14 protein-coding genes, 1 tRNA gene and 1 other RNA gene are annotated in these 19897 nt (G+C 43.3%); 12 read left to right on the forward strand and 4 right to left on the reverse strand.

Annotated elements, in window-relative coordinates:
* Window positions 1–29 precede the first annotated feature (29 nt).
* Together ligA and JMY01_RS01250 are read left to right on the forward strand one after the other, a co-directional pair.
* Entirely contained in the window at window positions 30–2141 is a 2112-nt protein-coding gene (gene ligA, locus JMY01_RS01245) for an NAD-dependent DNA ligase LigA (protein ID WP_201573824.1), read from the forward strand.
* 3 nt (window positions 2142–2144) lie between these two features.
* Window positions 2145–4061, forward strand: a complete 1917-nt coding sequence (locus tag JMY01_RS01250) for a lipopolysaccharide assembly protein LapB (RefSeq protein WP_201573825.1) — start codon at window positions 2145–2147, stop codon at window positions 4059–4061.
* A 50-nt stretch (window positions 4062–4111) separates the two neighbouring features.
* On the opposite strand, the gene JMY01_RS01255 is transcribed toward JMY01_RS01250, so the two are convergent.
* The 4 genes from JMY01_RS01255 to smpB all read right to left on the reverse strand — a co-directional run bounded on the left by JMY01_RS01255 (window position 4112) and on the right by smpB (window position 8939).
* Window positions 4112–4654, reverse strand: coding sequence for a hypothetical protein (locus JMY01_RS01255; RefSeq protein ID WP_201573826.1), 543 nt, complete (start codon window positions 4652–4654; stop codon window positions 4112–4114).
* A gap of 275 nt (window positions 4655–4929) precedes the next feature.
* Window positions 4930–5337: a hypothetical protein gene (locus JMY01_RS01260; protein WP_201573827.1), complete on the reverse strand. Its 408-nt coding sequence runs from the start codon at window positions 5335–5337 to the stop codon at window positions 4930–4932.
* A 291-nt stretch (window positions 5338–5628) separates the two neighbouring features.
* A complete protein-coding gene (locus tag JMY01_RS01265) occupies window positions 5629–8094 on the reverse strand; it encodes a YgiQ family radical SAM protein (protein WP_201573835.1) in 2466 nt (821 codons plus the stop codon).
* Between the two features lie 368 nt (window positions 8095–8462).
* Window positions 8463–8939 (reverse strand): SsrA-binding protein SmpB, encoded by a 477-nt coding sequence (gene smpB / locus JMY01_RS01270; protein ID WP_201573844.1) that lies wholly within the window; start codon window positions 8937–8939, stop codon window positions 8463–8465.
* A 183-nt stretch (window positions 8940–9122) separates the two neighbouring features.
* On the opposite strand from smpB, the gene coaD reads away from it, so the two are divergent.
* The 10 genes from coaD to JMY01_RS01320 all read left to right on the forward strand — a co-directional run bounded on the left by coaD (window position 9123) and on the right by JMY01_RS01320 (window position 19532).
* The gene (gene coaD / locus JMY01_RS01275) at window positions 9123–9647 is read left to right on the forward strand and encodes a pantetheine-phosphate adenylyltransferase (protein ID WP_201573852.1); all 525 of its coding nucleotides are present in this window, start codon (window positions 9123–9125) and stop codon (window positions 9645–9647) included.
* Window positions 9648–9787: 140 nt separating this feature from the next.
* Window positions 9788–10036 carry a YfhL family 4Fe-4S dicluster ferredoxin gene (locus JMY01_RS01280; RefSeq protein WP_201573860.1) on the forward strand — a complete coding sequence of 83 codons (249 nt, stop codon included), beginning with the start codon at window positions 9788–9790 and terminating at the stop codon, window positions 10034–10036.
* A gap of 161 nt (window positions 10037–10197) precedes the next feature.
* Window positions 10198–10552: RNase P RNA component class A (rnpB, locus tag JMY01_RS01285), an RNA gene on the forward strand.
* A gap of 192 nt (window positions 10553–10744) precedes the next feature.
* Window positions 10745–10821 (forward strand) — tRNA-Met (locus tag JMY01_RS01290).
* A 308-nt stretch (window positions 10822–11129) separates the two neighbouring features.
* Complete coding sequence (locus JMY01_RS01295; RefSeq protein ID WP_227677618.1) at window positions 11130–11885, forward strand: ABC transporter permease; 756 nt, start codon at window positions 11130–11132, stop codon at window positions 11883–11885.
* A gap of 62 nt (window positions 11886–11947) precedes the next feature.
* Window positions 11948–12619 carry an ABC transporter ATP-binding protein gene (locus JMY01_RS01300; RefSeq protein WP_201573864.1) on the forward strand — a complete coding sequence of 224 codons (672 nt, stop codon included), beginning with the start codon at window positions 11948–11950 and terminating at the stop codon, window positions 12617–12619.
* Window positions 12597–13703, forward strand: a complete 1107-nt coding sequence (locus tag JMY01_RS01305; RefSeq protein ID WP_227677619.1) for a capsule biosynthesis protein — start codon at window positions 12597–12599, stop codon at window positions 13701–13703. Before JMY01_RS01300 ends, JMY01_RS01305 begins: the two co-directional genes overlap by 23 nt.
* A gap of 55 nt (window positions 13704–13758) precedes the next feature.
* A complete protein-coding gene (locus tag JMY01_RS01310; RefSeq protein ID WP_201573868.1) occupies window positions 13759–15537 on the forward strand; it encodes a polysaccharide biosynthesis/export family protein in 1779 nt (592 codons plus the stop codon).
* 60 nt (window positions 15538–15597) lie between these two features.
* Entirely contained in the window at window positions 15598–18153 is a 2556-nt protein-coding gene (locus tag JMY01_RS01315) for a capsular polysaccharide biosynthesis protein (protein ID WP_201573871.1), read from the forward strand.
* Between the two features lie 149 nt (window positions 18154–18302).
* Window positions 18303–19532: a capsule biosynthesis protein gene (locus tag JMY01_RS01320; protein ID WP_201573873.1), complete on the forward strand. Its 1230-nt coding sequence runs from the start codon at window positions 18303–18305 to the stop codon at window positions 19530–19532.
* The last annotated feature ends 365 nt before the right edge of the window (window positions 19533–19897 follow it).

Here is a 19897-nt window from a genome sequence, read left to right on the forward strand (position 1 = left end):
ATCTTGAATTGCAAAAAAAGACGCCAACTATGACTGACTCTCTCTCACCAAATAACTCTAAAAACCAAACTTCGCAATCAGAAATCCCTCAGCCACCTACTTTAAATATGCCAAATTCAGCTGATGGCAATACAGATATTGTCGCGCAAATGCGCGCACTTATTGATGCCATCAAAAAGCATAACTACGCCTATTATGTGCTCGACAATCCCATCCTAGAAGACAGTGAATATGATCAATTGCGTCGTTCACTGTTAGAGCTCGAAGAAGCGTATCCAGACTTGATACAGTCAGACAGCCCGATCAATCAAGTCGGCGATGTGCCGCTATCTGCCTTTACCCAAGTCACTCATGATGTACCGATGTTGTCGCTGGGTAATGTGTTCGACTATGATGGTATGCGCAGCTTTATGCGCCGCGTCAACGACCGTCTGAGTGAGGCGCAGCGCAATGCTGAGTATGAGATGGAGCTAAAGCTTGATGGTCTCGCCGTCTCGCTTAAATATGAGCAGGGTGCGTTTGTCCAAGCGGTGACGCGCGGTGACGGGCAAACGGGTGAGGACATCACCCAAAATGTCAAAACCATTCGTAACTTGCCACTTTGGCTAGCTGAGGCCGCTGATATCGAGCTATTAGAAGTACGCGGTGAAGTATTGATGCCCAAGGCAGGGTTTGAGCGTCTCAACCGTTTGGCAGTAGAAAAAGAGGAAAAGACCTTTGCCAATCCTCGTAATGCGGCAGCTGGCAGCTTGCGTCAGCTAGACCCAAGTGTGGCAGCCAGTCGTCCGTTAGCTTTCTACGCTTATTCAGTCAATCAAGGGTTGCCCAGCTCAATCGAGACCCAATCAGCTGCTTTGGAATGGCTAAAAGAGATTGGCTTTACGGTCAGTGACTTTGAGGTCGTGCAAAACCCGCGCGCTGCACAAGCTTACTATGAGTCAGCGATCGAGATGCGTGATGAACTACCGTTTGAAATTGACGGTATGGTGATAAAGGTCAATAACTTAGCATTGCAGCAGCAGCTTGGCTACTTATCTCGTGAGCCGCGCTGGGCAACCGCTTATAAATTCCCTGCCCAAACCGTCATGACCCGCTTGCACGCTATCGAGTGGCAAGTGGGACGTACCGGACAAATCACGCCAGTTGGCAAGCTTGAGCCTGTACAAGTCGGCGGCGTCACCGTCAGCAATGTCACCTTGCATAACTTTGGCGAGATTCAGCGCTTAGATGTGCGCGCAGGTGATATGGTCAGCGTGCACCGCGCAGGCGACGTCATCCCTAAAGTCACGCGTGTCTGGCACGATCAGCGTCCAGCCGATAGCGAGCCAGTGACTTTACCTAGCAACTGCCCAGTATGCGACTCTCCTGTGTTACTGCCCGAAGGTGAAGCCTTGGCGCGTTGTACTGGCGGTCTATTTTGTCCAGCGCAGCAGCAAGAAGCACTCATTCATTTTGTCTCGCGTCGGGCGATGGATATCGATGGCTTAGGCGAGCGTTGGCTTATCAGTTTCTTTGAGCATGGACTCATCAAAACGGTCGCTGATATTTATCAATTACATAACCATCAAGAAGAGCTTATCACCCTTGAAAAGCTGGGTGAAAAGTCTGTACAAAACATCATCAGCGCTATTGAAGCCAGTAAAAAGACCACCTTGCCACGTTTCATCTATGCGCTCGGTATTCGCGGTGTAGGTGAAGGTACGGCGCAAAACTTTGCTCAGCAGTTTGGCGATCTTGATAGCCTGATGGCAGCGGATATCGATGCGTTACTGCAAACCCCAGACGTCGGCACGATCACTGCTGAGCTTGCACATGAATTCTTCCGCGCACCGCATAATATCGAAGTCATCACCGCGTTACGAGAAGCTGGTGTGCATTGGGATAAGGTCGAGCAAACCGCATCGGCTGATCAACCACTCGATGGTCAAACGTGGGTAATTACAGGCGCACTCGATAGCATGGCACGTGACGAAGCCAAAGCCAAGCTACAAGCGCTCGGGGCAAAGGTGTCAGGCAGTGTCTCGGCGAAAACTACTGCGCTGCTCGCAGGAGATAAGGCTGGATCTAAACTGACGAAAGCGGAAAGCTTAGGCGTTAAGATAGTAGATGAGGAAGCGTTTTTGGCGTTGGTTGGGGAGTAGGGTATGAATATTGATGACCTGAAAGGCTTGGATGATAAGACTCGGAAAGAGGTTGAAGAGCTGCTAGAAGTAACTCGTAAAAATGATAGTGATGAAACATTCGCGCTAGCTCAGAGAAAGCTAGCTGAAATTTTCTATAAGTCTGGGTTGCTTGATGAATCTGTTAGAGTCAGTAAATTAATTGAGCCTCATGATAACAAAGAGCACTACGAAAAATCGCAATATAATATTGCTGCTGTTTATGAAGAACAAGGCAAAACTGAAGACGCTCTAAAAATATGGTCAGAAATTGAAGAAAACTCTTCAGAGATATATTCGAGAGCACAGTATAATATTGGCGCTATAAAAAATGACTTAGGTGAATTTGAGGAAGCGAAAAGAGCTTGGGGTAAGGTCAAGAAAAACGGTAGTGCAGAAGCATATGCTAGAGCACAATCCAATCTAGCTTCTCGGCTTATCAAAGAAGGAAAAGAAGATGATGCTTTTAGAGCGTGGGGTAATATAGAAAAAGAATACGATCCTGAGGTATATGCACTGTCACAGTTCAATATAGGCGTAGTTCTAAATAGAAAAAATAATACTCAGGAAGCTATAGAAGTATGGGAAAAAATAGAAGAAGAGGACTCTTTAGACGCATTTAATCTCGCACAATACAATATTGGCACAGTTTCGTTAGAAAATACGATATATCGAGACTTTGTTAGAGCTGAAAAAGCATTTAATAGAATTGTGAACGGTTATCAATATGAAAAGCGGTGTCTGATACAGATCCGTCGATTGCTCAATACATCATCTACTGATATTGGAGATGATTTATTGCTCCTATTCATTTGTGTTACTAATATTATTGAAATACTTAAAGTGGATTTTAGCTATAGAGTAACTGACAACAAGCCTGTAGAACGTAAGCTAGCTCATTATACGGGAACACAAACAACTAACTTACTACTTGCTAGTAATGAAAGTCAAAAACTACCAAGTCCGTTTAGATTAAACACTATAAATAATGTTAACGATCCAAGTGAAGGTCAGCTACTTTTAAACTATTTAAGCGATATAAAAGAAAACTCACTTTATGCGCCAGACTTCGATGATAAGCTACAAGCTTTTATTAGTTGTTTTACCTTTAATCATGATAGCCTAAACCAGTTCAGGCTATACGGTAAACAGGATAATAAAGAAGCTTCTGGAATCAGTTTAGTATTTAATCAACATTTTTTTCAAGAACGCAATTCTACTGAAGGATTATCTTATATAGAATTTGAAGATGATTTACAAAATATTAATGTACCTTATGTTCAAGTAACTATTACTGAAAAAGCTGGAAGAAAAATTAAAAAGCAGCCAGTAATGAGATGTGTTTACCTTGATCCTACTTCTAACTATATTCATTTAGCCCAACGCAATCGACTAACATTTTTTCGAGAATTTAAGAGTGAGATTGTGCAATTGGAAAGAGAGCAACGAATAGGTAAAGCTGAACTTGAGTGGGAAAGGTATCAAAGCTTTATTGACAAAAAAACTGAAGATTTCAGAAGAGCTTTTATAGACCTTAAAAGTGCTTATCAAGCTATTGCACAGAAATTAACTAAGATTGATGAAAGAAATCCGAGTTTATCAGGAAAAATAAAAATTTTATTAAATGAAATTATTTTACCTCTAAAATACCTTATCAAACATTCAGCATTTCAAGAAGAGCAAGAATGCCGTATGGTTTATATGACTTCACTTGAAGATGAAAAAGTAAAAATGGACTTTGGTAAATTTTTATATGTTGAATATGAGTCTGACGTAAAGTCTAATCTTGATAAAATTTATATTGCCCCTGCTGCGACTCAATATCAGCCTTACTTAGCTAAGCTACTTTGCGATACTAATGTCAAAATCGAACTTTCCAATAATCCTTATCGGCAGACTTAATCTTCTTTAATAGCGTATGCCGTATAAGCTAAAACATACGCTATTAATTCCTACTCCGCCACCTCTCCATGAGCCTTAACCTCACCTTTCTCACCATCTGGCTGAATGACGATAGGCAGCACCAGCCCTTTAGCAAAGTCATCGGACAGCACATAATCATAGCTGCTGGCAGCGACATCGGGCGTAGTATGAATGATAAGCTTCATATCTTTGCCATCGGTCAGCTCATGAGAAATATAGCTATCGCTGACCTGATCGAGCACCTTAGACAGTGCTTCGTTACTGGCCATGCTCACCGTTAGATTATGCTGAGCAATAGCATTATCCACTTTGAAATACTCAGCATAGTCGCGGACGTTTGGGCTATCAAGTGCAAACGGATAGTCGTAGTCAGCGAGGTCGGCAGGTGACTCACTGCTTTTTACTATTGACCAATCGATTGTTTTTGCTGTCGTCGATGACTGTGCTGACTCTGACACAGGTTCGGTAGTTGTAGCTTCTTCAGAGGTTTTGTCAGAGCCGTCCGCGCAGCCCATTAACGCCCACATGCTTGCTGTCGTTATTATTATCATACTTATCAGGCGCTTGCTCATTGATATGTCCTCTTTACTGTCGATCATAAATCGTGCGTTATATAAGATAAACGCTATTTTGACAGTTTTCCCTATGCTTCTCTAGGGCGTGGCGTCAATTAAAAGCGAAAACTTTGGCAATATCGAATATTCTGGAGTTGTCCTATAAAGCAGCGAGATACTTTCATAAAAAACAGGCATTACAATAAACAGCCACCAATGGGTGACTGTTTATTGTAATGCCAAGCTTCTCAGTGATAGGTTATCATTATTGATCAATGACTAAACCGATAGCATTATCTGCCTATCTGACAGTTTACTTGGTACTCTTTACCATTAGCCCATTTCATAGCTAGGATACCTTGATCTTCTTTCATGTGCCAAGCATAGATGATATCTGGGTTAGAGTCGTTTACATAGCTGGCAGTATCACCTTCTACGCCGCCATTTAAAATGACTGCTTGCTCTGTCCAACCTAACTGAGGCACAGTCGCAGTGATCGTGGCTTGGTTTTTATTGATGGATTGTTTTGCCAAGATTTGACTGTCATCAGTACAAGTATAAGGCGCTGGTGCCATACGGTCATAGGCTGAGTTTGGCATGGTGTCAGTAGGGGTGGTCGGAGCAGTAGGTGCAGTTGTGGCGCAAGCACTAAGCAGTGCAAGAGCAGGTAATGCAGTAGCCAATTTGGTTAAGGTGTTCATAGTAGTCTCCAAAAGTATAAAAATCATTATTTAATTGTTTTTGACGATGCGCTAAGCATCTGACGATATAATAACCAAAACGACGGCTGGTCAATGTTAGAAATTGTTTGTTACCTGTTAGCTTAGTTACTTAAAAACCGACCAATGTAATTTTTAATGTTGTCTATAACCTCTAATTTGGAAGTTAGGTCAGTTCAGCTAATAGATTGGCTAAGCAAAAAAAGCGCGCATCGACTGATGGCCGATGCGCGCTTTTTATAGGTTTATTTCTACTCTGATGAGTAAGTCTGGTTACTTGGTTTTGCGTGGTGGTAGACCGGTATGCTGAGTCTGGAAGTTACCTTTACTCACTCTCTTTTTGGTGTTTTTACCCGCAGAGTTATTCGCTTTAGTAGATGAAGTATTACTACGCTTCACTGAGTCATTACCAAGGCGGCTGTTCTTTTTACGTGCTGACTGATAGCTGTCCTGCGCGGCATCACGTCCTTCTAAATGCGCATTATATGGCGGGATTAAGCAGCCACGGTTTTTGCCAATCAAGTCACTACGTCCCATATCTTGCAATGCTTTACGCAATAATACCCAGTTCTTGGGATCATGAAAACGTAAGAAAGCTTTGTGCAGTTTGCGCTGCTTGCCAGATTTGACGATATCCATATCACCTTCACTGCGGCTGACCTTGTGTAGCGGGTCTTTATGAGTGTGGTACATGGTGGTTGCGGTCGCCATCGGGCTAGGATAAAACGCCTGTACTTGGTCAGCGCGGTAGCCATTACGTTTTAGCCAAAGCGCAAGGTTCATCATATCTTCATCTTTCGTGCCCGGATGCGCGGCGATAAAGTAAGGGATAAGGTACTGCTCTTTGCCGGCTTCTTGGCTGTATTGTTCAAACATGGCTTTAAAAGCGTCATAGTTGCCCATGCCAGGCTTCATCATCTTCGACAGCACGCCTTCTTCTGAATGTTCAGGAGCAATCTTTAAGTAACCGCCGACATGATGGCTGACCAGCTCTTTGACATATTCAGGGTCTTTAATCGCTAAGTCGTAACGCAGACCAGAAGCAATCAGGATTTTTTTTACCCCTTTAATATCACGTGCTTTACGGTAGAGCTGAGTCAGATTGCTGTGATCGGTAATCAGGTTTTCACAGACATCAGGATAGACGCATGATGGCTTACGGCAATTCTTTTCAATGGTCTCATCTTTACAGTTGAGACGGTACATATTGGCGGTTGGGCCACCAAGATCAGATATCACGCCAGTAAAGTTCGGTGCGGTATCGCGGATGGCTTCTACTTCGCGCAAGATAGACTCTTCAGAACGATTTTGAATGATACGCCCTTCGTGCTCGGTGATAGAGCAGAAGGTACAGCCGCCAAAGCAGCCGCGCATGATATTGACCGAAAACTTAATCATGTCATATGCAGGGATGCGTGCATCGCCGTAGCTTGGGTGTGGCAGACGTGCATAAGGCAAGTCAAACACATAGTCCATCTCTTCGGTTGAGAGCGGAATCGGTGGCGGGTTGAGCCACACATCGATAGCAGTATGCGAGTTACCCGCACCACTACCATGACGCTGTACGAGCGCACGAGCGTTACCGGGGTTGGTCTCAAGATGCAGGATACGGCTAGCGTGCGCATAAAGCACAGGGTCAGATTTGACCTGCTCGTAATCAGGTAGTCGAATGACAGTTTGTTCACGGGCTGGCAGCTTTAGTTTATATTTGCGCGCGGTCTTAGGTCTCTCTTTTACAGTGTCTTCGATATTTGGCGTATCAAAACCGCGCATTTTCACCACTTGTGTATCAGTATCAACTTGATCAGCATTGATAACTTTATTAGTGACGGGCTCGGCGACAAAACCCTGATACTGGGCTGACATTCCTGTCATCGCTTGACCAACGGGGGAATCGTTGGGCTTTTCTTGTTCAATCTTGCAGCTATCGACGTCTTCGGTCATCACATAAGGATTGATAATAGGATCGACACGGCCGACAGTATCAACATCATTACTGGCGACTTCGATCATGTCTGCTTGCCAATGGCGACGGCTAGGTGACAGCAAATATGCGGTACCACGTAGCTTACTCATTTGCTCAAAAGTGTAGCCTTTTGACAATCCATGTACCACATCGACGATGGCACGCTCGGCATTACCATATAATAAAACGTCAGCACGAGAGTCAAGAAGGATACTGCGGCGAACTTTGTCTGACCAGTAATCATAATGAGCGATACGGCGTAGACTGCCTTCGATACCGCCTAGAATAATTGGTACATCTGGATAGGCTTCGCGGCAGCGCTGACTATAGACGATAGCGGCGCGGTCAGGGCGTTTGTTGGCCACGTTGCCTGGAGAGTAAGCATCATCACTACGAATCTTGCGATCAGCAGTGTAGCGGTTGATCATGCTGTCCATGTTACCAGCGGTCACGCCATACGCGTAGACAGGTTTGCCAAGCTCCATAAAGGCGTCTTTACTCTTCCAATCTGGCTGCGCAATGATACCCACGCGAAAGCCTTGCGACTCTAATAGACGCCCGATAATCGCCATACCGAAGCTTGGGTGATCGACATAAGCATCGCCTGAAATGATAATGACATCACAAGCATCCCAGCCCAAATCGTCCATTTCTTTACGGCTCATGGGCAGATAAGGCGCTGGCTCGTAGCAGCTCGCCCAATGTTTATCATAGTCGTAAAGTGGTTTGGTACCTTGTTTAAAGGCGGTATGAGCGATGGTATCGGCAGACATGGGCGGACCTATTAGCTAAGAATGTGGCTGTAAATCGTTAGGGCTTTTTAAAGATAAATATAGGAGTTTTCCCATATCTTCAAAAACCGCTCATCTTAACATGAATTGCCCTCAGGTAGCGATAAGTTATTGATAGCGTAAGATAATCTGCTAGTGTTTATAACAGTCGCACGCGTTAGTAAGCGTGATTCTTTTATTTAGGATTAACTATAACTGGCTAGAAATATCTATATCTACACCAAACGCGGTCAGAAAAGCCTCTTAAGAAGTGTTTATAATAAAAAAAACGGACGACTCAACCTAGATTGAATCGTCCGTTTTAGTTGCAGGCTATTAGATTTAACGGCTTAGTTTTCATCTAATTGGTTTTAGTCTAAATGCTGCTTAAAGCCGCGCTGCTTATCACGTTCCCAATCACGATCTTTTAGGGTTTTGCGTTTATCGTGTTGTTTTTTACCGACAGCCAGCGCAATCTGACACTTCACCATCGAACGTTTCCAATAGCAAGACAGCGGTACGCAGGCATAACCTTTTTGGTTGACTGCGCCATACAGCTTATCGATTTCGCGGCGATTGAGTAGCAGCTTGCGGGTGCGAATACTATCAGGGCTGACATGGGTCGAGCTCGATAACAGCGGCTGAATATGCGCTCCAAATAAGAATGCTTCACCATTACGGAATATGATATACGCTTCAGTAATCGACATTTTACCTGCACGAATGGCTTTTACTTCCCAACCTTGCAGTGACAATCCTGCCTCAAAAGTCTCTTCAATAAAGTACTCGTGACGAGCCTTTTTGTTGGCACAGATTTGATTGTCAGGTTTTTTTGATCTCTTTGACATAATGTCTGTCCTCGTCTGACTGGTTCCTCATCTTAAGTACGAGATGAGTCGAACCGAGTATTGTAGCAAAGCATGCAGCGCAAATGTAAATTGGCTGTTATAACAAATGTAGCAGATAAGTGTTAAGTTCGAGCAAAATTTGCTAGCATATGCAGCAATACCACCGATTATATTAGCCTTGACATGAACCCAGCCAATACCTCCAAGTCTTCAAAGCTACATACCAAGATTTTATATCCTGGTACCTTTGATCCAATCACTAATGGCCATATCGATTTAGTCAAACGCGCGGTAAAGCTGTTTGATGAAGTAGTGATTGCGGTGGCCTCAGGTCACCATAAAAAGCCTTTATTTGATTTTGATGAGCGCGTCGGCTTAGTTAAATCAGTATTTGCTGATTTACCGCAAGTATCAGTGATCGGCTTTGAAGGTCTGTTAGTGGACTTTATGCGCGAAAAAAACGCCACTGCGGTATTACGCGGTCTGCGTGCGATGTCGGATTTTGAGTATGAGTTTCAACTGGCTAATATGAACCGTGAGCTCGATGAAAATTTTGAGGCGGTATTTTTGACCCCGTCACAGAATTACTCGTTTATCTCATCGACCATGATTCGTGAAATTGCCAAACTTGGCGGTGATATCAACAAATTCGTGCCGCCTTGTGTCGCTCATGCCTTTACAGAAAAATTGGGTTCGATAAAAAACTAAATGTTTAAAATTCGTTAGTGGTATTTTGGCTGACGGACTATTTTGATTAACAAACCATATTATTTTTTAAATAAAATAGTGTTATTAGATAAGACTACTTAATCACACGACTCAATAAACCAAATCATAAGGAGCAGATCATGGCACTGTTGATCACTGACGAATGCATCAATTGTGACGTATGCGAGCCTGTCTGCCCCAATGAGGCAATCTCAGAAGGGGAAGATATCTATGTCATTGACCCTGATCTGTGTACGGAGTGCGTTGGACATTTCGATGAACCGCAATGTGTGGTGATTTGTCCAATAGATTGTATCCCTCAAGATCCCAATCACGTCGAGACCGAAAGTGATTTATTGGCAAAGTACAAGCGCCTTACTGGTAAGTGAATCGCTTGTTGACAAGAATAATTCAAAAAGAACTGTAGGCTGGATTTTTAACCCAGCCTACGGAAGAAATTCTAGATAGTTAAAAATGGTATAGTATTGGGATACTAAATAATCTAAAAATACCCCACCAAGTAGGCGCAAGGTTTGCTATACTAGCCCGCTTGGTAGACTAGGCGATCGCCGCTGCACACTGGCAACAGTTGCAGGGGAGGAAAGTCCGGGCTACATAGGGCAGCGTGCCAGCTAACGGCTGGGCGGGGTAACCCGACGACCAGTGCAGCAGAGAGTAGACCGCCTTGCGCAAGCAGGGTAAGGGTGAAAGGGTGCGGTAAGAGCGCACCGCGTGGATGGCAACATTTCACGGCACGGTAAACTCCACGCGTAGCAAGACCAAATAGGCATCGGCATGGCGCGGCCCGCGTTCGATGCGGGTAGGTTGCTTGAGCGTATTAGCGATGATACGCCTAGAGGAATGATCGTCCACGACAGAACCCGGCTTATCGGTTTACCAAACCTTTTTTAATATTTGAATTTTAATGTATAAAAACAGCAGCAATAGCTATCAAAGCATTCGGTTTTTAATCTCTGATTAGAGACTGTGAATGTTAGCTAGACGTTATTTTGATAAAAATAATAAGTTTTTTTGAAATAATGCTGTTTAGGGGTTGACGATAGTCACCTGTATCGGTATTATACCGAGCCTTAAATGGCGATGTAGCTCAGCTGGTTAGAGCGCACGACTCATAATCGTGAGGTCGAGAGTTCAAGTCTCTCCATCGCCACCATTTATATCGTAGTAGCTCATACTACTTAAAAACCCAATCCTTTGCGATTGGTTTTTTTTTGCCTAAAGAAAACCGCTAAAGACGACGTGTATTAGTGATATGGTCTAAAAACTGACTCGCGCCTGTCCCTCTCAAACTTACTCATTTCTTGCTAAATCATAGGTTTATCTGTTTACTCACAGATTAATTGTTGTAACTTATGTCCCGCTTACTTATCATAGGGACTATTTTTAGTGAAGTCCTGTAACGCCATGTCTATACAGCTCCCTCCTTATCGTCCTGTTAAGCGCCGTAGTGGCCTCAAAGTCATGGGCGCAGCATTTCATGCTTTGCTGATGCGAGAGTTGCAGACGCGCTTTGGTGGCTATCGTTTGGGCTACCTATGGGCGCCGTTAGAGATCATGTTCCAAGTTGCCATATATTTAATTATATTTGGCACTATCATGACTCGAGTAATGCCAGGAATAGATTATATGCTATTCCTAGTTGCAGGCTTAGTACCGTTTCGGATGATGAGCACCATAGCCACACGTTCCTTGGGAGCCGTAGAGGCTAACCAAGGCTTATTAATGTACCGTTCTGTACGTCATATTGATGTCATCATTGCGCGTTCATTTTTAGAATTGATTATTTACTTTTTTACATTTGTATTGTTGTTAGCAATACTGGCTTTTATCGGTATTCCTATAAGTTTTGCACAGTTACATATAGTACTGTTTTGCTGGCTGACTTTGTTTTTGTTTGGCTTTGGTCTAGCGATGATTATGATGGTGGTTGGTTACTATGGTGGTGAAATTAGCAAAATTATTAGTTTAGTATTTACTATTTTATATTTTGCTTCAGGTATTATTTACTCAATACATATTATTCCAGAGCCTTATTTTAGTTACCTACTTTATAATCCTTTTATTCATAATATTGAGTTAATACGTAATGCCTTAGCACCTGGGTATCCTGCTTATCATATTGATATGGGATACTTTTTGAAATGGACTATCGCAGTAAACTTCTTAGGGCTGCTTATGTACAAAGCAGTAGAAAGAGATTTAATACGTTCGAAATAACTTTTCTACATTTTTATGAGTGTTTTTACTCGTGTTGGTTGGCTTTAATTTATGGTAGATAAATGATTGAAATTAAAAACGTCTCCAAATCATTTATGACCAAGCAAGGTCGGCATTATCTATTTAAAGATTTAAACCTGACCATTGGTGATAAACAAAGTGTTGGTTTGCTCGGCCGTAATGGCGCGGGTAAATCAACGTTGCTGCGTATTATTTGCGGGCTTGATGAGCCAGATCATGGTGAGATCATCACTGACTCAACGATATCATGGCCAGTAGGCGTGGCAGGGGGCTTCCAAGGCAGTTTGACTGGTCGCCAAAACGTGCGTTTTGTTTGTCGTCTTTACTCTAGCGGTCCTTACATTGACGAAAAGATTCGCTTTGTTGAAGAGTTTGCTGATATTGGCAATTACTTTGACATGCCGGTTAAAAGCTACTCATCAGGTATGAAGGCACGCTTAACCTTTGGTTTAAGTTTAGCGTTTGATTTTGATTATTATATGCTTGATGAAGCTGGCGCTGTGGGTGATGCTGCATTCCGAAAGCGCAGTGAAGCGATTCTTGCGGCTCGCCGTGAGCAAGCAGGGTTTTTGATAGTGTCGCATAATATTGGTGACATTAAGCGTAACTGCGATATTGGTATTGTGTTAATGGATCAAACAGCACATGTGTTTAACGATACAAAAGAAGCGATTGAAGTATATGAAGAGCATGTCCACAAAGCAAAAAAATAAGATCATTAACTTCTCGCTGTTTATCGGCTTGGTGATCCTCCCTTGGGTGCTGGTGATCTTTTATGTGATGACACTTGCACACCCACGCTTTATATCAACCGCTGAAGTGGTGGTGAAGCAGGTCAGTGACAGTAGCGTACCAGCTGGTGGTGGTCTATCGGCTCTATTGGGTGTAAATAGCACCAGTAAAGAAGATGCGACCTATCTGACAGAATATATCTTGTCTAATGATATGATCAAACGTCTTGATAATAAATTCAAGTTTCGTGAGGCTTATCATGTTGATGGCTCAGACCCTATTAACGAGATAGATCCAGAAGCTTCACAAGAAGAGCTGCTTGAGTACTTTAAAAAGCGGGTGCATATTAACCTTGATGAGCAAAGCTATATTTTATCGGTCTCAACAGAAGCCTTTGACTCCGCTTATGCTTTTGAGCTTAATAAAGCCATCTTAGGTGAGTCTGAGCAGTTTGTGAACCGTATCTCGCAAGAGGTTGCTCGGGATCAGTTGGTATTTGCTGAGACTCAGCTAGATGAATCGCAAGATCGCTTAAATGAGGCAAAAGAGCAGCTGCTTACTTATCAAAACACCAATGAGATTTATGATCCGCAAGCCAATGCGCAGATAGTGAACCAGCTGATTGGCAGCTTACAAGCACAATTAAGCTCACTGCGTACTGAAGAGCGCCAACTGCTCAGCTATTTGAATCCTGATGCGCCACAAGTGGTGTCGTTAAGAAGCCAGATAAAAGCGGTTGAAGAGCAAATTCGCCAAGAGCAAACCAAACTGACCTCACCGAACACCACCAAGCTTAACCGTCAAGCCGTGCAGTTTGAAACGATTAAAGCGGATGTCGATTTTGCTACCGAGTTATACAAACTATCACTATCATCGCTTGAAAAGGCACGCTTAGAAGCCTTTAAAAAGATGAAAAACCTGATTGTCATCTCAACGCCTTATGAGGCGGAAGAGGCATTGTATCCGCGTCGTGCTTATATTATATGGACATCTTTGGCGCTACTCTTGATGCTTTATGGTTTTGTACGTTTGGTCATGGCTGTCATACGTGACCATCGTAGCTAGTTCTAATACCCCAGATATCAGCAATGATCGACAGATCAGCAAAGGAATACCGCTCATGAACATGAAACCACGTCCGCTCGTGACGATGATCAAAGTGATCAGTTTGACGATGGCTGCGACTAGTATCCCAGCGTTAGCAGCAACCAGCTACGCTGATCAGATAGCAGGGTCGAGTTTTGGTACCACTGCCAATAGTAGTCAGAATCAGAACCGAAGTAATATCAATGTCTCGACGCAAGCATTTGCAGGTGGCGTGCCTGGACAGGCCACGACGCAAGAGGCTGTGAATGCGGCAAGTTTGCCAAGTCAGTCGGTGATTAATACCACGCGTCCTTATCAAGATATTAACACTCAAGACCTGATGTTCGGTGAGCAGCTATTTCGCGGTGCGTTTTCTACCACTTCTGGTTCTACCTTCAATGACAGCTACGTCATAAATCCTGGTGATAACGTGCAGGTACGTATGTGGGGTGCTTATCAGTTTGCCTCGACTATGACCGTCGACCCGCAGGGTAATATTTTCTTGCCTAACGTCGGTCCAGTTCGTGTCTCTGGTGTACAGAACGGCAATCTACAAAACGTGGTCAAAAGTGCTGTTAGCCGAATTTATCGCTCAAACGTTGGCGTGTACGCCTCATTAGAGCAGGCGCAGCCCGTTAAGGTGTTTGTCACTGGTTTTGTCAAGCAACCAGGTTATTATGGCGGTCTTGCCGCAGACTCTGTACTGTCGTATCTAGATCGGGCAGGCGGCGTTGATCCAACTCGCGGTAGTTATATCGACATTCAAATAAAACGTAATGGTCAACTGCTACAGCAAGTCAACTTATATGACTTTTTATTAGCAGGTAAATTGCAGCCTTTTTCTTTTCGTGATGGCGATGTGATCACTGTCGCTCCGCAGAAAAAAACCTTTGCAGTCGGCGGGCAAGTGCAGAACGAATATACTTTCGAGTTTGATGTGAGCGACTTGACGATTGGAGATGTATTACAGGTTGCCAATCCAGCCGCCAATGCAACCAACGTAAGTATCACTCGTAGTGCAGGGCGCGCGCAAACTGCAGAGTACTATTCGCTTGCCGAGGCACAAAACGTTCCTGTGTATAATGGCGACCAGATGGTTGTCACCTCAGACCGCTATGCCGGTACGATAGCGGTACAGGTCAAAGGTGCACATACTGGTAATGGCGCTATGGTCGTACCCTATGGTGCGCGTTTGAAAGACATTGTACCGCAATTACAACCAAGCCCATTAGCCAAGCTCACTCATTTGACTATTTACCGTGAGTCAGTGGCTGAGCAGCAAAAACGCATGATTAATGAGTCGCTTGATCGCTTAGAAGAGTTAACGCTTGCGACTCAATCAACGACGCGCGAAGAGGCAGCATTACGCCAAGATGACGCTAATTTGGTTAAACAGTTCGTGGCGAAGGCGCGTAATGTAAACCCTGATGGTCAAATAGTGGTCGTACCAAATTCTTGGCAGGACATCATTTTGCAGCAGGGCGACGTTATTGAAATACCGGCGCAAACCTCCGTGATTACCGTCAATGGTCAGGTGCGAGCACAAGGCGCATTGACGTATAATCCAGACTTTACGGTTGGCGATTATATTGCTAATTCAGGTGGCTTTGGTGATAATGCCGACACCAAAGAGATTCTGATTATTCATCAAAATGGGGCGAATGAAGTGGTCAATACCGCTTATCGCATTCAGCAAGGTGATGAGATCATGGTATTGCCAAAGGTCAAAACCAAACGTGTAGAAATCACACGCGGAATATCACAGATTGTTTATCAGTTGGCAGTCGCAGCTAAAGTTATTTTAGACTTGTAACTAAGCTATCTATGCTAGATACGTAAGTTAAGTCTTAAATAATCAAAAAGGATATTAAAGATGGCAAAAAGTACGGATAGTCAAAGTAGAGTGGCTGTTGCGTCTACTTCTGATGAGGTTCTTTTGTCATCTTTGCAGTCCAAGATACCAAACCATTTGGCAGTGGTTGGCAAGGGCATGCTCCATAATAATTTACTGCTATCAGATATCATGCAAGCAAATATTCAGCGCTGGTATCCGTGGTCAGGATTAACGCAGCGTTTTAGTTCAGATTTTGAGACACCTGAAGCTTTCATTGGCTGGGGTCATAAAAAAAGCTATCGACGAGCCAAAAAGACTGCTGATCATCAAAATCTTACGACGTTAAGTATCGAAGATGGCTTTTTACGCTCATTAGATTCAGGCACCAGCAGCCGTCATGGACTAAGTGTGATCGTCGATGATGTGGGTATTTATTTTGATCTGACCCATAGTTCACGCCTTGAACAAATAATTGTTGCGCGTGCCAAAGAATGCTCAAACTCTAATAGCAAGATTTTCGACAAAAAACATGCGCAGCAGTTAATGACACGTATTTGTGAAGAGAAACTGAGTAAATATAATGCTGTCATGTCTTGTCCGTCATTGAATAAGCTGGTTGCTGAAGAAAACGGTCATGTAGAAAAAAACTCGCTAACATCGCATGTGTTATTGATTGATCAAGTCGCTGGTGATGCCTCCATCAAAGGTGCTGGTGCGGATAAACGTCAATTTAAGCAGATGTTAAAGGCTGCTTGTCGCAACCATCCTAACGCACAAATTTGGATCAAGGCTCATCCAGCAGCAAAATCAGGCTATCTTACTAGTCTAAAATTACCAAAAAACGTTAGACTATTAACCGAAGCGCTCAATCCAATTGCATTACTTGAGCAAGTAAGCCATGTCTATACGGTCAGCTCACACATGGGTTTTGAAGCCTTAATGCTGGGTAAAACGGTGCATTGCTTTGGTGTCAATTGGTATAGTGGCTGGGGTCTTACCGATGATAGCGGTGCACCAAAACATTTGCTTAAAACCGTCAAACAGCGTCGTCTAGCATTTGCAGAAACCTTGTCGAGGGTTGAAGACTCATCAAACACAGAATTATTTTCTAAGCAATCTTCTAAACGAGTGACAATTGCCCAGCGACTGCGCAGCTTGCGTAAAAGACAATCTTCAATCGCCGCTAATACTACTCTCAATGCGACGTTAGATACGCTATTTTATAGTGCTTATATTGATTATAGTCGTTATGTAGATCCGGCGACAAAGCAGGCGTGTGAGATTGAAACGGCGATTGAATGGCTAGAGACCAATCGCTATTGGCAAGTACGGCTCGAAGGTCATTTAACAGTATATGAATTCAGCCGCTGGAAGCTGCCTTTCGTCAAAGCCTTTGTAGATCTGCCGCGTACGACAGTGTTTATCAAACCTAAACTGCGTCTAAAAAACTTATTACATCCAGATCATTTCCGAGTGAACTATCAGCAGCCTCTATTAGTGTGGGGTTTAGCTAAGCGCCAACAAGTGCAAAAACAACTACAACGTAAACTTGCAAAGCAGCAGATATCGGACATACCAGCTATTCACTGTATGGAAGATGGTTTTATCCGCTCAAACGGTTTGGGTGCAACGCTCCTCGCACCATTATCGGTGGTGATAGACAAACAAGGTATCTACTATGATGCCACTCAGCCGTCAGACTTAGAGACATTATTACGTAGCTGCGAGGATTTAACATCAAAGCAAAGTGCGCGAGTACAGGTGCTGCGAGACAAGCTACTGACTCAGCGAGTGAGTAAGTACAATGTCGGTACTGAAGTTAGTTCTGATAATAAGCAAGGCGCTATCAGTGCAAAAATGCAATGGATGCAGGATGCAAAGCGATCGGGCAAGCCGCGTTTACTTATCGTTGGGCAAGTAGAAGATGATTTATCGGTGCAGTATTGCGGTTCAGAGATTAAGACCAATCGAGGTTTGATTGAACGTGTACGACGAGATAATCCAGATGCTTATCTTATTTATAAACCCCATCCAGATGTTGAAGCTGGACTACGAGCTGGCAAAGTCGAAGCAGGGTGCTTACAGCAGGTACAAGCGGTCGCTTATGATACTGCGATGCCCGATTGTTTAGCATGCGTCGATGAGGTGCATACGATTAGCTCACTAACGGGTTTTGAGGCCTTATTGCGGGAGTTAAAAGTGACTTGTTATGGCTTGCCATTTTATGCAGGTTGGGGCTTAACGACTGATATTGATGCAAATCAATCACCAAAAGCTGAGTATCTACAAAGACGCACGCGAGACACAGCATTATCGCTTGAGCAACTGCTCCATTGTGCACTGATACGCTATCCATTATATCGCCTACCTGACGGTTATGGGTTGGCTCAAGTAGAGCAGGTGATTGATTATTTATACCCGTCCACACAATCTACGGGAACCACTCAAAATCCTAGTGAATCAACGGATACAATGATAACTTCGCAAAATCTGTCAAAGCTATCCAAGCAGTTGCAGCGCCGAGCTGCTACGCGTTTTATGCAGCTAAGGCATCAATGGCAGCAGCATCTGCGTAAGATAATACCTCGTTTGTAGATTCAAACCTTGTTCCTATCAATACTTCACGACATTTAGCCGCTTTTTAGGTATAATTTATGCAAATTTAAAGATTCGTTATGCATAAGTATCTCTTTTGATTGCTTATTTTGATAACCTATTCCGCTTGAAAAATGGTATGTAATATTATGGCAGCTTCGATGCATCAATTACTCACTCATCGACACGTCCTGCTGTTACAAGGGAAGATGGGAGGGTTTTTTAGCCGCTTTGCTACATTCTTAGAAACTCAAAACATTGAGGTTAGTAAAATCAATTTTAATGCAGGTGACGCATTTTTTTATCGGCATGCTGGTGCTCATGATTATACGGGAACGTTGGCGGACTTCTCATCGTGGCTGCAAGATTTTATTGTAGAATATAATATAGACGCGATTGTTTGTTTTGGCGACTGCCGACCACACCATGCCCAGGCTGCTCGTTTAAGTGAGAAGCTAGGCGTCTCTTTTTTTGTCTTTGAAGAAGGCTACCTACGTCCTGACTACATCACTTTACAAGAACATGGTATCAATGGTTATTCACGCTTAAATATAGCAGATATCAAGGCACTCAAAAAAGCCAACGATAAGCCTTTGTATACGCATAATCGTTTTTATCGATTGAGTATTGCTGCTATTGTTTATTATGTAACTACACGCTTGTACAAGTCGCGCTATCCGCACTATTATCATTACCGTGGAATGACAGCGTGGCAAGAAGCCATAGCATGGTTGAAAGCACCGTGGCGAAAGCTACGTGGTTACTTACCAGATAAAAAACTACAGAAACATCTCACTACTCAAGCAGATAACAATTACTTTTTGGTGAGCTTGCAAGTGCATAATGACTCACAAATTACCCATCATAGTGGTTACCGTGATGTTGTACAATTCATTGATGAGATTATAGCCAGCTTCTCCGAGCATGCAGATACTAGCCGTAAATTAGTCTTTAAGCATCATCCGTTAGATCGTGGTCATCGTGATTATCGTCAGCTGGTGGCAAGCTTAGCATCGCGCTATCACGTTGAGTCAAGAGTGTTTTATGGTTGTGATATGCACTTGCCAACCCTCATGAAGCATAGTATTGGGATGATAACGATTAACAGCACCACTGGGCTACAATCGGTGTACCACAAAAAACCAACCAAAGTAATGGGGCGTGCTATTTATAATACTCCCAAGTTAACAGACTCAAAGCCGCTCGAACAGTTTTGGCAGCAGCCTAAGTCTCCAGACAATGAGTTTTATCTACGGTTTCGTGAGTACTTGATTGAACAAACGCAATTAAATGGCGCCTTTTATGGTAAGTCGCCATGGATGTACAAGCACCTGCAACAGATAGATAATACGAGAGTAGACATTGATATTGCTAAGTAAAAAGGCTCGCAGCTTTAGCCGTCCAAACATATGACGGTATCACGCTTAAGCATTAGTTTGTTTGTTCAAAAGCGCATCTTTGCTAAAGCCAGTTACAATCAAGCTTTAACATCATCTGTAAATCAAGTACTTGCTAATAAATCGCCTTACTTTATAGCAGAAAACTGCTAGAATACGCACACATGCCTGCGTGTTGCAGTCACTGTTATCGATAGCAATGTTTATTATTGAACGCTATCAAATGAGCACAGTTTGCACACGTCCTATATGTAGCAATTGATATGGCTAATTTTAATAGCACAGTTGCATTACCAATATATTTATTAAGATTTTATTTATAGTTTTTATTGATAAATTTATCCAAT

Source organism: Psychrobacter sp. H8-1, from assembly GCF_904846575.1.
GTDB lineage: Bacteria > Pseudomonadota > Gammaproteobacteria > Pseudomonadales > Moraxellaceae > Psychrobacter > Psychrobacter fulvigenes.

Bases quoted from the DNA above. Each gene is read 5' to 3' on its own strand.
- JMY01_RS01260 (WP_201573827.1), bottom strand. From the start codon at position 5,337: ATGAACACCTTAACCAAATTGGCTACTGCATTACCTGCTCTTGCACTG.
- ligA (WP_201573824.1), top strand. From the start codon at position 30: ATGACTGACTCTCTCTCACCAAATAACTCTAAAAACCAAACTTCGCAA.
- JMY01_RS01300 (WP_201573864.1), top strand. From the start codon at position 11,948: ATGATTGAAATTAAAAACGTCTCCAAATCATTTATGACCAAGCAAGGT.
- smpB (WP_201573844.1), bottom strand. From the start codon at position 8,939: ATGTCAAAGAGATCAAAAAAACCTGACAATCAAATCTGTGCCAACAAA.
- JMY01_RS01310 (WP_201573868.1), top strand. From the start codon at position 13,759: ATGAACATGAAACCACGTCCGCTCGTGACGATGATCAAAGTGATCAGT.
- JMY01_RS01315 (WP_201573871.1), top strand. From the start codon at position 15,598: ATGGCAAAAAGTACGGATAGTCAAAGTAGAGTGGCTGTTGCGTCTACT.
- JMY01_RS01265 (WP_201573835.1), bottom strand. From the start codon at position 8,094: ATGTCTGCCGATACCATCGCTCATACCGCCTTTAAACAAGGTACCAAA.
- JMY01_RS01280 (WP_201573860.1), top strand. From the start codon at position 9,788: ATGGCACTGTTGATCACTGACGAATGCATCAATTGTGACGTATGCGAG.
- JMY01_RS01295 (WP_227677618.1), top strand. From the start codon at position 11,130: ATGGGCGCAGCATTTCATGCTTTGCTGATGCGAGAGTTGCAGACGCGC.
- coaD (WP_201573852.1), top strand. From the start codon at position 9,123: ATGAACCCAGCCAATACCTCCAAGTCTTCAAAGCTACATACCAAGATT.
- JMY01_RS01250 (WP_201573825.1), top strand. From the start codon at position 2,145: ATGAATATTGATGACCTGAAAGGCTTGGATGATAAGACTCGGAAAGAG.
- JMY01_RS01305 (WP_227677619.1), top strand. From the start codon at position 12,597: ATGTCCACAAAGCAAAAAAATAAGATCATTAACTTCTCGCTGTTTATC.
- JMY01_RS01320 (WP_201573873.1), top strand. From the start codon at position 18,303: ATGGCAGCTTCGATGCATCAATTACTCACTCATCGACACGTCCTGCTG.
- JMY01_RS01255 (WP_201573826.1), bottom strand. From the start codon at position 4,654: ATGAGCAAGCGCCTGATAAGTATGATAATAATAACGACAGCAAGCATG.